This is a genomic window from Mesorhizobium sp. M0047 (genome assembly GCF_040323315.1).
GTDB lineage: Bacteria > Pseudomonadota > Alphaproteobacteria > Rhizobiales > Rhizobiaceae > Mesorhizobium.
This window is the reverse complement of sequence record NZ_JAMYUW010000001.1, coordinates 50,432-63,404: the sequence shown is the minus strand read 5'-3', so window position 1 is coordinate 63,404 and position 12,973 is coordinate 50,432. Positions and strand designations below refer to the sequence as shown.

Annotated in this window: 15 protein-coding genes; 11 read left to right on the top strand and 4 right to left on the bottom strand. The window is 64.9% G+C overall.

What is annotated here, in order from left to right; all coding sequences use genetic code 11:
• The first annotated feature begins 51 nt into the window (after nt 1-51).
• Together NKJ89_RS00275 and NKJ89_RS00270 are read left to right on the top strand one after the other, a co-directional pair.
• Complete coding sequence (locus NKJ89_RS00275; RefSeq protein ID WP_352598912.1) at nt 52-840, top strand: SDR family NAD(P)-dependent oxidoreductase; 789 nt, start codon at nt 52-54, stop codon at nt 838-840.
• 58 nt (nt 841-898) lie between these two features.
• Nucleotides 899-1,993, top strand: coding sequence for an alkene reductase (locus tag NKJ89_RS00270; protein ID WP_352598910.1), 1,095 nt, complete (start codon nt 899-901; stop codon nt 1,991-1,993).
• A 52-nt stretch (nt 1,994-2,045) separates the two neighbouring features.
• On the opposite strand, the gene efp is transcribed toward NKJ89_RS00270, so the two are convergent.
• Entirely contained in the window at nt 2,046-2,615 is a 570-nt protein-coding gene (gene efp, locus NKJ89_RS00265) for an elongation factor P (protein WP_352598908.1), read from the bottom strand.
• A 114-nt stretch (nt 2,616-2,729) separates the two neighbouring features.
• Here efp and epmA point away from each other — a divergent pair, with 114 nt between their 5' ends.
• A complete protein-coding gene (epmA, locus tag NKJ89_RS00260) occupies nt 2,730-3,776 on the top strand; it encodes an EF-P lysine aminoacylase EpmA (RefSeq protein WP_352598906.1) in 1,047 nt (348 codons plus the stop codon).
• A 27-nt stretch (nt 3,777-3,803) separates the two neighbouring features.
• Here the strand turns inward: epmA and NKJ89_RS00255 are convergent, their stop codons facing one another.
• Nucleotides 3,804-4,220 (bottom strand): VOC family protein, encoded by a 417-nt coding sequence (locus NKJ89_RS00255; protein WP_352598904.1) that lies wholly within the window; start codon nt 4,218-4,220, stop codon nt 3,804-3,806.
• A gap of 168 nt (nt 4,221-4,388) precedes the next feature.
• Between NKJ89_RS00255 and NKJ89_RS00250 the strand changes: the two genes are divergently transcribed.
• The 6 genes from NKJ89_RS00250 to lpxK all read left to right on the top strand — a co-directional run bounded on the left by NKJ89_RS00250 (nt 4,389) and on the right by lpxK (nt 10,007).
• A complete protein-coding gene (locus NKJ89_RS00250; protein WP_352598902.1) occupies nt 4,389-5,732 on the top strand; it encodes a TldD/PmbA family protein in 1,344 nt (447 codons plus the stop codon).
• Entirely contained in the window at nt 5,719-6,522 is an 804-nt protein-coding gene (locus NKJ89_RS00245) for a 3'(2'),5'-bisphosphate nucleotidase CysQ (protein ID WP_352598900.1), read from the top strand. Before NKJ89_RS00250 ends, NKJ89_RS00245 begins: the two co-directional genes overlap by 14 nt.
• 102 nt (nt 6,523-6,624) lie before the next feature.
• Nucleotides 6,625-6,870: a DUF4170 domain-containing protein gene (locus tag NKJ89_RS00240; RefSeq protein WP_013532345.1), complete on the top strand. Its 246-nt coding sequence runs from the start codon at nt 6,625-6,627 to the stop codon at nt 6,868-6,870.
• A 5-nt stretch (nt 6,871-6,875) separates the two neighbouring features.
• On the top strand, nt 6,876-7,667 hold the full coding sequence (locus tag NKJ89_RS00235; RefSeq protein ID WP_352598898.1) for a lysophospholipid acyltransferase family protein: 792 nt from the start codon (nt 6,876-6,878) through the stop codon (nt 7,665-7,667).
• Entirely contained in the window at nt 7,664-8,980 is a 1,317-nt protein-coding gene (gene waaA, locus NKJ89_RS00230) for a lipid IV(A) 3-deoxy-D-manno-octulosonic acid transferase (RefSeq protein ID WP_352598896.1), read from the top strand. The genes NKJ89_RS00235 and waaA overlap by 4 nt, the downstream gene beginning before the upstream one ends.
• A gap of 1 nt (nt 8,981) precedes the next feature.
• The gene (gene lpxK, locus NKJ89_RS00225; protein ID WP_352598894.1) at nt 8,982-10,007 is read left to right on the top strand and encodes a tetraacyldisaccharide 4'-kinase; all 1,026 of its coding nucleotides are present in this window, start codon (nt 8,982-8,984) and stop codon (nt 10,005-10,007) included.
• Here lpxK and NKJ89_RS00220 read toward each other — a convergent pair.
• The gene (locus tag NKJ89_RS00220) at nt 10,004-10,240 is read right to left on the bottom strand and encodes a DUF2093 domain-containing protein (RefSeq protein WP_031261032.1); all 237 of its coding nucleotides are present in this window, start codon (nt 10,238-10,240) and stop codon (nt 10,004-10,006) included. The genes lpxK and NKJ89_RS00220 overlap by 4 nt on opposite strands.
• A gap of 125 nt (nt 10,241-10,365) precedes the next feature.
• Here NKJ89_RS00220 and NKJ89_RS00215 point away from each other — a divergent pair, with 125 nt between their 5' ends.
• Nucleotides 10,366-10,953, top strand: coding sequence for a hypothetical protein (locus tag NKJ89_RS00215; protein WP_352598892.1), 588 nt, complete (start codon nt 10,366-10,368; stop codon nt 10,951-10,953).
• On the opposite strand, the gene NKJ89_RS00210 is transcribed toward NKJ89_RS00215, so the two are convergent.
• Nucleotides 10,950-11,876: a LysR family transcriptional regulator gene (locus tag NKJ89_RS00210; protein ID WP_352598890.1), complete on the bottom strand. Its 927-nt coding sequence runs from the start codon at nt 11,874-11,876 to the stop codon at nt 10,950-10,952. The two genes, NKJ89_RS00215 and NKJ89_RS00210, sit on opposite strands and share 4 nt — an antisense overlap.
• A gap of 91 nt (nt 11,877-11,967) precedes the next feature.
• Between NKJ89_RS00210 and NKJ89_RS00205 the strand changes: the two genes are divergently transcribed.
• Nucleotides 11,968-12,861, top strand: coding sequence for a DMT family transporter (locus NKJ89_RS00205; RefSeq protein WP_352598888.1), 894 nt, complete (start codon nt 11,968-11,970; stop codon nt 12,859-12,861).
• Nucleotides 12,862-12,973 lie beyond the last annotated feature (112 nt).

Here is a 12,973-nt window from a genome sequence, read left to right as displayed (position 1 = left end):
ATCATGATGATCGTCATGAATATAGGTTCCATCAGAGAAAAGAGCAATGCCATGACCACCATTCCATCAGTCCTCATCACCGGCGCCTCCACGGGCATCGGCGCTTCCTATGCCGAACGGTTCGCCCGCCGCGGACACGACCTCGTGCTGGTTGCCCGTGACGTGGCACGAATGGAGGCACTGGGAGCCCGGCTCCGTCAGGAAACTGGCGTTGCGATCGACATCATCCAGGCTGATCTTACGCAGCCTGCCGAGCTTGCAACGGTAGAGACGAGGCTGCGCGATGACGCCCGCATCGGGATTCTCGTCAACAATGCCGGAACAGCCATCGGCGGAAGCTTCATCGAGCAGAGCACCAATGACGTCGCCCGGCTCGTTGCGCTCAACACGACCGCGCTTCTGCGACTTGCCAGCGCCATCGCCCCACGACTTGCGAAGGCAGGTGCAGGGGCGATCGTCAACATCGGTTCCGTGGTCGGGTTGGCGCCGGAGTTCGGCATGACGGTCTACGGCGCAACCAAAGCCTTCGTGCTGTTCCTGTCGCAGGGGCTCAGCCTCGAGCTTGAGCCGAAGGGCGTCTACGTCCAAGCCGTGCTACCCGCCACGACGCGAACCGAGATCTGGGGCCACGTCGGCGCCGACATCAACTCGCTCTCCAACGTCATGGAGGTGGACGATCTGGTTAACGCGGCGCTGGTCGGCTTCGACCGCCGCGAACCGGTGACCATCCCGCCACTCCCCGATGCCGGTCAGTGGGACGCGCTTCAGGCCGCGCGCCAGGCCATGCTTCCGAACTATCGGAACGAACATCCCGCCGAGCGGTACCGCAAGGTCGCCTGAGCACCAATGAATCCATTTGATAACGACCTCGTCGCGGCGGGGACAAACAAGGTGACCTATGACCAACAAAGCACTTTTTGAGCCTTATTCTCTCGGCTCGCTGACGCTCTCCAATCGTATCGTCATGGCGCCCCTCACACGCAATCGCGCTGGCCCGGGCTTCGTTCCGGGCGATCTTGTCGCCGAGTATTACGGCCAGCGGGCCTCCGCCGGCCTGCTGATCTCCGAGGCCACGCAGATCTCGCGGCAGGGACAAGGTTACCAAGACACGCCCGGCATCTACTCCCAGGCTCAGATCGACGGCTGGCGCAAGGTCACGACAGCCGTGCACGCCAAGGGCGGGCGTATCTTCCTGCAGCTCTGGCACGTCGGCCGCGTCTCGCACGTCGATCTGCAGGAGAACGGCGCCGCGCCCGTGGCGCCCTCAGCAATCCGGGCCGCGACCAAGACGTTCGTGAACAACAGCTTTGTCGAGGTTTCGGAGCCCCGCGCACTGGGGCTCGACGAGCTTGCGGGGATCGTCAACGATTTCCGGCAAGCAGCCGCGAACGCCATTGAGGCCGGTTTCGATGGCGTCGAGATTCATGGCGCCAACGGCTATCTGCTGGACCAGTTCGCCAAGGACGGTGCCAATGTCCGCACAGATGCTTATGGCGGATCGGTCGAGAACCGCGCCCGGCTGATGCTGGAGGTTGCGACTGCGGTGGTCGAGGAGATCGGCGCAGAGCGCACCGGCATCCGGATTTCGCCCGTCTCGCCCGCCAACGGCGTCTCGAGCAGCGCCCCCCAGGCGCAGTTCGACTATATCGTCGATCAACTCGACGCTTTGGGCATCGTCTATATCCATGTCGTCGAGGGCGCCACGGGCGGATCGCGCGATGTCGCGCCGTTCGACTTCGGATCGCTCCGCCGGCGCTTCAACAATACCTATGTCGCCAATAACGGCTATGACCTCGAACTCGCGGCGTCGCGGCTCGCCGAGGGCAAGGCGGACCTGTTCGCCTTCGGGCGCCCGTTCATCGCCAATCCTGACCTTGTGGAACGGCTGAAGACGCGCACGCCGCTGACGGAATTCAACTCGGCGACGCTCTATGGCGGCGGCTCCGCTGGCTATACCGACTATCCCGCGATCGCCGCCTCAAGCCGCCCATGAGCTATCGGAGGGCGGCGGCTGCGAGGCAGCCATCCCACGTGACAGCAGCCCCTCAGTCCTTGGCCCGCTCCACATAAGCCCCATCGGCCGTCATCACCACCACGCGGGTGCCCGGCGCGATGTGCGGGGGCACCAGCGTGCGCACGCCGTTGGACAGCACGGCCGGCTTGTAGGATGAGGAGGCCGTCTGTCCCTTGGTCGTCGGCTCGGTTTCGACCACTTCGAAGGTAGCGCGCTGCGGCAGCACCAATGAAATGGCAATGCCGTTGAACTGTGACAACTGCACGGCCATGCCTTCCAGAAGGTAAGGCGCCATGTCGCCGACCACGCCTTCCGACACCGCTACCTGGTCGTAGGTTTCCGGGTTCATGAAGTGAAAGCCTTCGCCGTCGCGATAGAGGAAGGTGTGCTCGCGCTCTTCGACATAGGCGCGCTCCACCTGTTCGGTGGTGCGGTAGCGCTCCGAAACCTTCACTCCGTCGCCTATGCGGCGCATGTCGAGCTGCGTCACTGGCGTGCCCTTGCCTGGATGGATGTTTTCGGCAAAGAGGATCACATAAAGCTTGCCGTCCTTTTCGACGACATTGCCTTTGCGGAGCGAACTGGCGATGACTTTCACCACGGTTTTAAATCCTGCGATAGTTGATTGGCGTTTGCCGGCTTGTGCGGCGCTGGATGGGGGCCTACCGCATCTTGGCCGCCGCCGCCAGCCCCCCTCCACCATGATCTGGGCCCCATGACCGAAGCTTCACCCTGGTGGACGCCGCATGTCCATGCCGACCGCCGCCCGCGGCTGATGCTGCGCAATGCCATCGCCGCCAGCCTGCGCGACTGGTTCGCCGCCCATGATTTCGTCGAGGTGGAAACGGCGGCCCTGCAGGTCTCGCCCGGCAACGAGGCGCATCTGGCGGCCTTCGCCACGGAAGCGATAGGGCCGGACGACGCGCGGTCGCCGCTCTATCTCCACACCTCGCCGGAATTCGCCTGCAAGAAGCTGCTTGCCGCCGGCGAGCAGCGCATCTTCAGCTTCGGTCCGGTCTACCGCAACCGCGAGCGCGGCCCCTTGCACCATCCCGAATTCACCATGCTCGAATGGTACCGGGTCGGCGAAGGCTATGAGAGCCTGATGCGGGATTGCGCCGCCTTTCTGGCGCTGGCCGCGACAAGGGCAGGGGCGACGCGCTTTTCCTTCCGCGGCCGAGACTGTGATCCGTTCGCCGAGCCGGAACGGCTAACGGTTGCGGATGCCTTCACCCACTATTCCGGCATCGATTTGCTGGCTACGGTCGCCGCCGACGGCGGCACCGACCGCGACGCGCTGTACGCCGCCTTGACCCGGGCCGGCCTGCGCACCGCACCCGACGACAGCTGGGCCGACCTGTTCAGCCGGGTGATGGTGGAGAAGGTGGAACCGTTCCTCGGGCAGGGGCGGGCGACCATCCTGTGCGAATATCCTGTCGCCGAGGCGGCGCTGGCGCGGCCGAGCCCGATCGACCCGCGCGTTGCCCAGCGCTTCGAGCTCTATTGCTGCGGCGTCGAACTCGCCAACGGCTTTGGCGAACTGACCGATGCCGAGGAGCAGCGCCGGCGCTTTGTCATCGAGATGGATGAGAAACAGCGCATCTACGGTGAGCGCTATCCGCTGGACGAGGATTTCCTCGCCGCCCTAGCCATCATGCCGCAGGCCAGCGGGATCGCGCTCGGCTTCGACCGGCTGGCGATGCTGGCGACCGGCGCACAGAAGATCGAGGACGTCATCTGGACGCCGGTCGCGGCGCCCTGAATCACTCGGTAGCCGTTCCTGACCCGTTCAATGCGCGAAAACCTGCTCCAACGAGCGGAAGCCCTTGAATTCCAGCGCATTGCCCGAGGGGTCGCGGATGAACAGCGTCGCCTGTTCGCCGGGTTCGCCCTTGAAGCGGACCATCGGCCGTTCCAGCCAGTCGATGTCGTCGCGCGCCTCCAGCCGCGTCGCCAGGCGCTGCCAGTCTTCCATCAGCAGCACAGCGCCGAAATGCGGGATAGGCACGGTGATGCCGTCGACCTTGCCGTCACTGGGGGCTTGTGCTGCCTGCGGCCGCAGATGCGCCGACATCTGGTGGCCGAACAGGTCGAAGTCCACCCAGGTCGCCGACGAGCGGCCGATCGCGCAGCCCAGCACCTCGCCATAGAAAACGCGGGTTTCATCGAGATCACGGACCGGGAAGGCTAGATGGAAAGGCGTCATCGAAAATGCTCCGAACAGGGCTGCCGACTGGTTATGCGTCGCGGGGTTCGCGGTTTGAACCCTCAACCCTGCATTTTGATTGAAGCCTATGCCATTGCACAAGCTGGACCGGAACAATAGATGGGTGGGCAACGACCGGACGTCGGCCGCACCAGCAGGATTTCAGGCATGACCGATATATCAGACGCAGCAAAATTGACCGACCGCGTCGCGGCTCTGGTCGAGGCTGCCAAAAAGGCCGGCGCCGATGCCGCCGACGCGGTGGCAGTGCGAGGCCGCTCGACCGGTGTGTCGGTGCGTCTCGGTAAGGTCGAGGGCACCGAATCGTCCGAGAGCGAGGATGTCGCGCTGCGCGTCTTTGTCGGCGGCCGGGTGGCGAGTGTCTCGGCGACGGCGGCCTCGGATCCGAAGATGCTCGCCGAGCGTGCCGTCGCGATGGCGAAAGTGTCGCCGCAGGATCCTTACCAGGGGCTCGCCGACCCGGCATTGCTCGCCAAACAGACGCGCGATCTCGACCTGTTCGATGCCACCGAAGTGTCGGCCGACCAGTTGAAGGAAGCAGCCCTTGCGACGGAAGCGGCAGCCCTTGCCGTCAAGGGCGTGACCAATTCGGCCGGCGCCAGCGCCAGTGCGGGCCTGGGCGGGCTGGTTCTGGCCACCTCGCACGGCTTCCTCGGCCACTATGTCGGCTCGCGTTTTTCGCGCTCGGCCAGCGTCATTGCCGGCGAGGGCACCGGCATGGAGCGCGACTACGAATTCTCTTCGCGCCAGCACTTTGCCGATCTGGATACACCCGAGGATATCGGCCGCAAGGCCGGCGAACGCGCGGTGCGTCGGGTCGGGGCGCGCAAGGCGGCGACCGGGCCGGTCGACGTGGTGTTCGATCCGCGCGTCGCGCGCGGCATCGCCGGCCATCTTGGCGGCGCCATCAACGGCGCCTCGGTCGCGCGCAAGACCTCGTTCCTGCGCGACATGATGGGCAAGCAGGTGGCCGCATCCGCCATCACCGTCACCGACGAGCCGCTCAGGCGGCGTGGCCAGGCCTCGCGTCCATTCGACGGCGAAGGCGTCGAGGGGAAAAAGCTCTTGATGGTCGAGAAGGGGGTGCTCAATCACTGGTTCCTGTCGACATCGGCCGCGCGCGAGCTTGGCCTCGTCACCAACGGGCGCGGCGCGCGCAGCGGCTCTTCCGTCTCGCCATCCTCCACCAATCTCGCCATTGAGCCCGGCGAGCGCTCGCCGGAAGAGCTGATCAAATCGCTCAAGACCGGGTTCTATATCACCGAGGTGTTTGGCCAGGGCGTCGACATGGTCACCGGCGAATACAGCCGTGGCGCCTCGGGCTTCTGGATCGAGAATGGTGAACTGGCCTATCCGGTCGCCGAGGTCACCATCGCCTCGAACCTGAAGACCATGTTCCTCAACATGGTGCCGGCAAGCGATCTTGACCGCAATTTCGGCACCGCCGCCCCAACGCTCCTGATCGAAGGGATGACCCTTGCCGGAGCATGACCTGACCACTGCCGGCGCCACCGAGGATTTGGAGCTGCTGCGCGATGCCGCCCGCGAGGCTGGTGTCATCGCCATGCGCTACTTCGGCAACAGCCCACAAGTCTGGATGAAGGGCGGCACATCGCCGGTCAGCGAGGCCGATCACGCCGCCGACGCCTTTCTGCACAAAACGCTGCTGGCGGCGCGGCCGGATTATGGCTGGCTGTCTGAAGAAACAGTCGACGATCCGGTTCGGCTTTCGGCACGCCGCACCTTCGTCGTTGATCCGATCGACGGCACGCGCGGGTTCCTGGAGGGCCAGCGCACCTGGTGCGTCAGCGTTGCCGTCGTCGAGCATGGCCGCTCGTTGGCCGGCGTACTGGAATGTCCGGCGATGGAGGAGACCTATTGGGCGCTGCCCGGTCAGGGCGCCTTCCGCAACGGCAAGCGGATTGCGGTGCGCAAGCTGGCGGATACGGCCGAGATTTCCGGGCTCAAGCAGTTGACCGACCTGATGCCTGCCGAATGGCAGGCGCGGATGAAGCGCGCGCCCTACAGTCCTTCGCTTGCCTATCGGCTGGCCATGATCGCCAATGGCGCGCTGGATGCCACTTTCGTCAAGCCGAACGCGCATGACTGGGACATTGCGGCCGCCGATCTCATCCTGCGCGAGGCCGGCGGCCAGTTGCTCGACCAGCATGGCCGCGCCCCGCTCTATGCCGGCGAGGTGACCCGTCACGGCGCGCTCGCCGCCGGCAGTGGCGAACTGCTGGCCGTGCTCGCCGGCGTCATCGCCGGGCTGGATGCGTGAAAGCGCTTTCCTGAACGAGATGAATTCATCAGGCTCTAAGGTTCCAAAGTCGGCGGCTTTGGTCTAGACCTGTCACAAACTCACGATATGTGAAGGACCGACATGGCCGCGGAAGACGGAAAGAAACAGCTTTTGCATCTGGTGTTCGGTGGCGAACTGAAGAAGCTTGGCGGCACCGAATTCCGCGATCTCGACGGGCTCGACATCGTCGGCATCTATCCGGACTATCAATCCGCGCACACGGCGTGGAAAGCCAAGGCGCAAGCCAGCGTGGACAATGCCCACATGCGTTATTTCGTCGTTCACCTGCATCGGCTGCTGGACCCCGACAACAAGGCTGCCGGTTGACTTCGATGGAGCATGATCTGGCGAAAGGGCCAGCGAGAGAGGCCTCGCCCACGGGCAGGGGACGCAGCCGCACGACCAAGGCCTTCTGGCGCAAGATTCGCCAACCACTGGCGGAATCGCGGTTCGTCAAGAACGCCATCGCCAGCCTGTTCGCCCAGTTCGTCCGGTTCGTACGCCTCACCAATCGCGTCGTCGAAGGGTCGGCGCGGTTTTCGGGCGGTGACTATACCGAGTTCGAGCCCGGCATCATCGCCCTGTGGCACGGCCAGCACCTGTTGACGCCAGCGTATTACCCCAAGCGCAAGCCATTGGTCGCCATGGTTTCGCGCAGCGCCGATGCCGAGCTCAACGCGTTGATGCTGGAGAAATTCGGCATCGAGGCGGTGCGCGGTTCCGGTGGGCGTGAAAATGCCAGGCATCTCGATAAGGGCGGGGCAAGAGCCCTTATCGCCCTGAAAAAGTCGCTCGCCACCGGCAAGAACGTCGCCATGATCGCAGACATTCCGCACGGTACACCGCGCGACGCAGGACTTGGCATCGTTCTCCTGGCGCGCCTCTCGGGCCGGCCGCTTGTGCCAGTCGCCATCACCACCAGCCGCCGCAAGGTGCTGGAGAAGAGCTGGGACAGGACCACCATCAACCTGCCGTTCGGCCGCTCGTCGATCGTCATTGGCCCACCGATCTACGTGGCGGCTGGTGCCGATGACGCCGAAATGGAGCGCAAGCGCCAGGAAGTGACAGTCGCGCTCAATGCCGCGACCGCTGAGGCCTACCGTCTTGTGGACGCCACGCGATGAGCGGTCGCTGGGCGCGAGCCATGCTGTCGGCATACCGCTTCGCGGGTGCGGCCGCTTATCCGCTGGTCGGGCCCTATGTCGCCTGGCGCACCTCGCGCGGCAAGGAAGACCGCTATCGCCGCCGCGAGCGCTATGGCGTCGCCGGCCGCCCGCGGCCCCAGGGTCCGGTGATCTGGATCCATGCTGCAAGCGTGGGTGAGACAATAGCCGTCGTGCCGCTGGTCGAAAGCATTCTCGACTACGGCGTCAACATCGTGCTGACGACCGGCACGGTCACTTCGGCGCAGGTCGCCGACGAGCGGCTCGGTGACCGCATCATCCACCAATATGTGCCGCTCGACCTCAAGCCGGCGGTCAGCCGGTTCCTCGATCACTGGCAGCCGGATCTGGCGATCATCGCCGAATCCGAGATCTGGCCGATGACCATCCTCGAGCTTGGCGCGCGCCGCGTGCCGCAGGTGCTGGTCAATGGCAGGCTGTCCGACCGTTCGTTCAGGTCGTGGAAGAAACGGGCCAACATCGCCGAGGCGTTGTTCGAGAATCTGGCTCATGTGGTGGCGCAGTCGGATGTCGATGGCGAGCGCTTCCTCGCGCTCGGCGCCAGGCCGGTCACCGTGTCGGGCAACCTCAAGGTCGATACTTCGCCGCCGCCGGTCGACGAACGGGTGCTGGCGACGCTGCGGCGGCAGATCGGCGCGCGACCGACCTGGGCGGCGATCTCGACCCATGACGGCGAGGAGGTGGTCGCGGCGGAAGTCCACGCGACACTGCACAGGCGTCACCCTGGCCTTCTGACGATCGTCGTCCCACGTCATCCCGCCCGCGCCGAGGCGCTTGCCACGCAGATTTCCGGCATGGGCCTTAAGGTCGCGCGGCGCAGCAAGGGCGACAGGATCACTGCCGACACCGACATATTGCTCGGCGATACGATCGGCGAGATGGGGCTTTATCTCAGGCTGACGGAAATCGCCTTCGTCGGCCGCTCGCTGACCTCGGAGGGTGGCCAGAATCCGCTGGAGCCGGCCATGCTCGACACCGCGGTTCTCGCCGGCCGCAATGTGCAGAATTTTCGCGAGGCCTACCAGCGTCTGCTCGACAGCGGCGGCGCCAAGCTGGTGCGCGATCGCGACATGCTGGCCGGCGCCGTCAATTTCCTCCTGACCAACGAAGTGGCGCGCCACGAGATGATGGCGGCGGGGGTTGCGACCGTCGACGAGATGCGCGGTGCGCTGGCGCGCACGCTGAAATCGCTTGAGCCTTACATCCAGCCGCTGGTCGTCAAATCGCGCCTGAAGGGCGCTAACGGGCGCTAACGTGGCTTCCGAAGCACCACCTTTCTGGTGGGAAGAGCCGGACTGGCGGGTCCTGGCACTGTCGCCGCTGTCGGCCATCTATGCGCTTGCCGCCGGCCGCGGCATGCGGCGGGCCAAGCGGGAGAAAATCGAGGCACCGGTTCTGTGCGTCGGCAATTTCACCGTTGGCGGCACCGGCAAGACACCGGTGGCCATAGCGCTCGCCCAACAGGCCAAACGCATGCGTCTGAAACCCGGCTTCCTGTCGCGTGGCCATGGCGGCTCCTTCGCCGAGCCGCATGTCGTCGATATCGATCACGACAGCGCCAAGCATGTCGGCGACGAGCCGCTCCTCTTGGCCGAACACGCGCCGGTGGCGGTGACGCCGAACCGCGCCGCCGGCGCCCGGCTGCTGCTGGAAAAGCATGGCTGCGATTTCTTGATCATGGACGATGGCTTCCAGAGCGCGCGCATCCATATCGACTACGCGCTGGTCGTCGTCGACGCGCGCTACGGGATTGGCAATGGCCGTGTCATTCCGGGCGGTCCGCTCCGGGCCAAAATCGTCGACCAACTGGTCTTCACCAGCGGGCTGTTGAAGATGGGCGAGGGCACCGCCGCTGACGCCGTGGTACGCCAGGCGGCGCGCGCCGGCCGGGCGATCTTCGAAGCCCATACCGAACCAACCGGCAAGGCAGGGCTTGCCGGAAAGCGGCTCCTGGCCTTCGCCGGCATCGGCCACCCCGAGAAATTCTTCGACACGGTGCGCAATGCCGGCGGCGAGCTGGCGTTGACTCGGCCGTTTCCGGACCATCATTTCTATGGCGAGGATGAACTTGCCGAACTGGCGGCGACCGCACGCAACGAGGGGCTTGGCCTCATCACCACCGCCAAAGACGCCGCCCGGCTGCGGTACGGCGCCTCACAGGACTTTCTCGACCGGCTCGAAGTGCTGGAGATCGACACTGTTTTCGAACTCGATCACGTGCCCGCGCGCATCATCGACGAGACGCTCGATGCCTGGCGCCAGCGTAAAATGAGGGGCTAACCGCGCTTACGCAGCTCCGGATGCACCTCGATTTCGCGGCGCAGGGATGCAGTTGCGCTGACATAGGGCTCTTGCCTGGCGACGCTCCAGTATTTCAACTCATCGAGCGGAATGCTTTCGCCGGTCACCGCGCAGCGCACAAATGCGCCGGGGCTGGTAACCTGGAAATCGCCATCGAGATAGCGGATGCGGGCTTCCTTGCTGCCGCCGGGGCCTTCGAAACGGTTCATCATGCAGGGACGCCGAGGTTCATGGGGATTTCATCGCCATAAATTTCCGGCGAGGTCAAGCATGTGACAAGCCTTAGACAATGCTGAACCCCTAATGTTGGGAAGAAAAACGCTGTTGACAGGGCGCTATGGATATTTCCTCTGCTCGTCTTGCCGCCTTGCTTCGGGAAGCAATAACGCCGCAGGCCGTGCCGTCGGCGAGGGCCAATCCGGTAAAAGCCGCCCTCGTGAAGGCACTGGTGGCGCCGCCGGCGCCATCCGGCGCGCCCGTGCGTCCGGCAGCGACACCGGCACTGCCTATGCTGATATTGCCGGCAACAACGGTGAGAGCCCAGCAGCCAGCATCGGCGGAGATGTTGCAGGCCTATCTGGCGCTCGCGGAACCGGACGGCGAAACGACCGGCGATCCCGCAGCGACTGCGGCGAGGACATCGGCCGACGACGATACGCGACGTGGCCTGGCGCCGCCGCCGGCAAGGGTCGATGAGGCAGCCGCCGCAAGGCCCACAGCACTGCCGTGGCTTGCGCTCCTCTCACGTGAGGTTCCAGCCCTGCGCCGCGCGGCGGTAGCCAATGCGGTTGCAGGACGAGGGCGGGCAGCTTCGAACGACGTGGCACGACCCGAAAGCAGGCAGATGAGCGTGGCGCTAACGTCGTTGGCTGCCGGATTGTTGGCCGCGGCGATCGTCGGGTTCGTTCTTCTGGTGCTACGCTAACCCTCAGCATCGATGAAGGCTTCCATCTTTTCCGGCGGCAGTCCTGCCTGCACCGCGATACGGCGCGCCAGTTCCGCCGCGGCGGCCCGTGGCCGTCCCATCGGCCGGTCGAGCCAGTAGGACACCGGATTGAGCGCGGTGCGCTCGTCGACGGGAGCGATGCGGCCCGACTTCAATTGATGTCCGGTCAGCGGCGGGCGCGCCAGTGCGATGCCGAGCCCATAGGCAGCGGCGTCGAGCACCAGATTGTAGTCCTCGAAGCGACGGTCCTGCGGGCGCGGGCGGTAGTCCATGCCTTGCGCGGCGAACCAGGCGCGCCAGGCCGACGCATCGGAATCGTTGATCAGCGGAAATTTGAGCAGCCGGGCAGGGTCGCCGCGACCGATCTCGCGGGCTAGCTCGGGCGAGGCGATGGGGAAGACATGTTCCTCGAAGAGCTGCACCGAGACGCGGCCTGGAATGCCGCCGCGGCCGCAGCGGATCGAGAGGTCAATGCCTTCGTCGGCAAGGTCGGTCTGACGTATATCGACATCCAGCACGATGCGCAGCTTGGAGGGATCGTTCTCCAGCGCTGCCATGCGCGGCATCAGCCACAGCCCGCTGACCGAGGGGATCGAGGTCAGACGCACCACGGCGGTGCCGCGCGGTTCGACCCAGCGGTCGGAATGGCTGGAAATCAGCGCGAAAGCTTCGGCTGTGCGCAGATGCAGCCGGTTGCCCTCGATGGTCAGCGAAACGCCGCGCGCGCCACGATCGAAGACTTTCAGTCCCAGCCAGTCTTCGAGCTTGGCGATCTGCCTGCTGACGGCGCCGTGGGTGATGTTGAGCTTTTCGGCCGCCGCCGAAAAACTCCCTGTTCGCGCCGCCGCGTCGAAGGCGCGCAGCGTTTCGAGCGGCATCATTGTGTCTGAGCTGTGATCCATAGTCACAGGTGATCCTCGATTTGGTCGTTTGTCAACCGGCCCGAAAAGGCGTTTTCTGCCTTTCAGGACCGAAGAACACGAGGACGGTGAGATGGGTGCAATCACGGGCACGTTGAATTCGACACAGCGGGTGGACACCACGGCAGCCATTGCGGTGGCGCTGACGGTGGTTGGCTGGGCGTCAGCCTTTCCGGCGATCCGTGCCGGTCTTGCCGCCTTCGGGCCGCTGGAACTCGGCGCCCTGCGCTTTTCCATCGCCGCGGTGCCGGCGGCGATCTTCCTCGCGGTCAAGCGGCCGGCGCTGCCCAGGCTCGACGAAGTGTGGCGCCTCGTCTTCGGCGGCGCCATCTTCGTCGCACTCTACACCGTCATGCTCAATTTCGGCGAACTGACCGTTTCGGCAGGTGCCGCTGGCTTCATCATCAATGTCAGCCCGATCTTCACCGCCATCATGGCGATGGCGTTGCTTGGCGAGCGCTTCTCGGGCATGGCCTGGTTCGGCACGGTGATTTCCTTCGCCGGCATTGGCATCATCGCCACGGCAGACGGGCAGGGACTGCATTTCAACGCCGGTGCCCTGCTGGTACTTGGCTCGGCCTTATGCTCGGCCGTCAACACCATCGTCCAGAAGCCGCTGTTTGCCCGCCATCATCCGTTGACCATTTCGGCTTCGAACATGGTGCTCGGCGCACTCTGCCTGTCGCCCTTCCTGCCGTCAGCCTTTTCGCAGGCGGCGCTTGCTGACACCGCAGGCCTTGGCGCTGTGATCTTTCTCGGCATCGTCCCCAGCCTGATCGCCTATGCCGCCTGGGCGACCGCACTGTCGCGTCTGCCCGCGGCACGCGCCTCGAACTTCCTTTACCTGGTTTCGCCCATGTCTGCTCTGATCGGCTTCTTCTGGCTGGGCGAAGTGCCGACGCTGCTCGGCATCCTGGGCGGCGCGCTGGCGCTTGGCGGCGTCATCGTGGTGAATTTGAAGAGATGAATGCTGGAGTTGTCCGACTCCAAAGAAATGCTGAAGCCCGACCCTCCGACGTCTACCTGATCGGCCAGTGTCCCTTGCGCTCCGATAAATCCCGGAACGAACCCCGGCTAGA

What these genes read in the sequence shown, in the direction of transcription:
- NKJ89_RS00210 (WP_352598890.1), bottom strand. Translation starts at nt 11,876, where the DNA reads ATGGATCACAGCTCAGACACAATGATGCCGCTCGAAACGCTGCGCGCC.
- NKJ89_RS00205 (WP_352598888.1), top strand. Translation starts at nt 11,968, where the DNA reads ATGGGTGCAATCACGGGCACGTTGAATTCGACACAGCGGGTGGACACC.
- NKJ89_RS00270 (WP_352598910.1), top strand. Translation starts at nt 899, where the DNA reads ATGACCAACAAAGCACTTTTTGAGCCTTATTCTCTCGGCTCGCTGACG.
- waaA (WP_352598896.1), top strand. Translation starts at nt 7,664, where the DNA reads ATGAGCGGTCGCTGGGCGCGAGCCATGCTGTCGGCATACCGCTTCGCG.
- NKJ89_RS00255 (WP_352598904.1), bottom strand. Translation starts at nt 4,220, where the DNA reads ATGACGCCTTTCCATCTAGCCTTCCCGGTCCGTGATCTCGATGAAACC.
- NKJ89_RS00250 (WP_352598902.1), top strand. Translation starts at nt 4,389, where the DNA reads ATGACCGATATATCAGACGCAGCAAAATTGACCGACCGCGTCGCGGCT.
- NKJ89_RS00275 (WP_352598912.1), top strand. Translation starts at nt 52, where the DNA reads ATGACCACCATTCCATCAGTCCTCATCACCGGCGCCTCCACGGGCATC.
- epmA (WP_352598906.1), top strand. Translation starts at nt 2,730, where the DNA reads ATGACCGAAGCTTCACCCTGGTGGACGCCGCATGTCCATGCCGACCGC.
- NKJ89_RS00240 (WP_013532345.1), top strand. Translation starts at nt 6,625, where the DNA reads ATGGCCGCGGAAGACGGAAAGAAACAGCTTTTGCATCTGGTGTTCGGT.
- NKJ89_RS00215 (WP_352598892.1), top strand. Translation starts at nt 10,366, where the DNA reads ATGGATATTTCCTCTGCTCGTCTTGCCGCCTTGCTTCGGGAAGCAATA.
- NKJ89_RS00220 (WP_031261032.1), bottom strand. Translation starts at nt 10,240, where the DNA reads ATGATGAACCGTTTCGAAGGCCCCGGCGGCAGCAAGGAAGCCCGCATC.
- NKJ89_RS00235 (WP_352598898.1), top strand. Translation starts at nt 6,876, where the DNA reads ATGGAGCATGATCTGGCGAAAGGGCCAGCGAGAGAGGCCTCGCCCACG.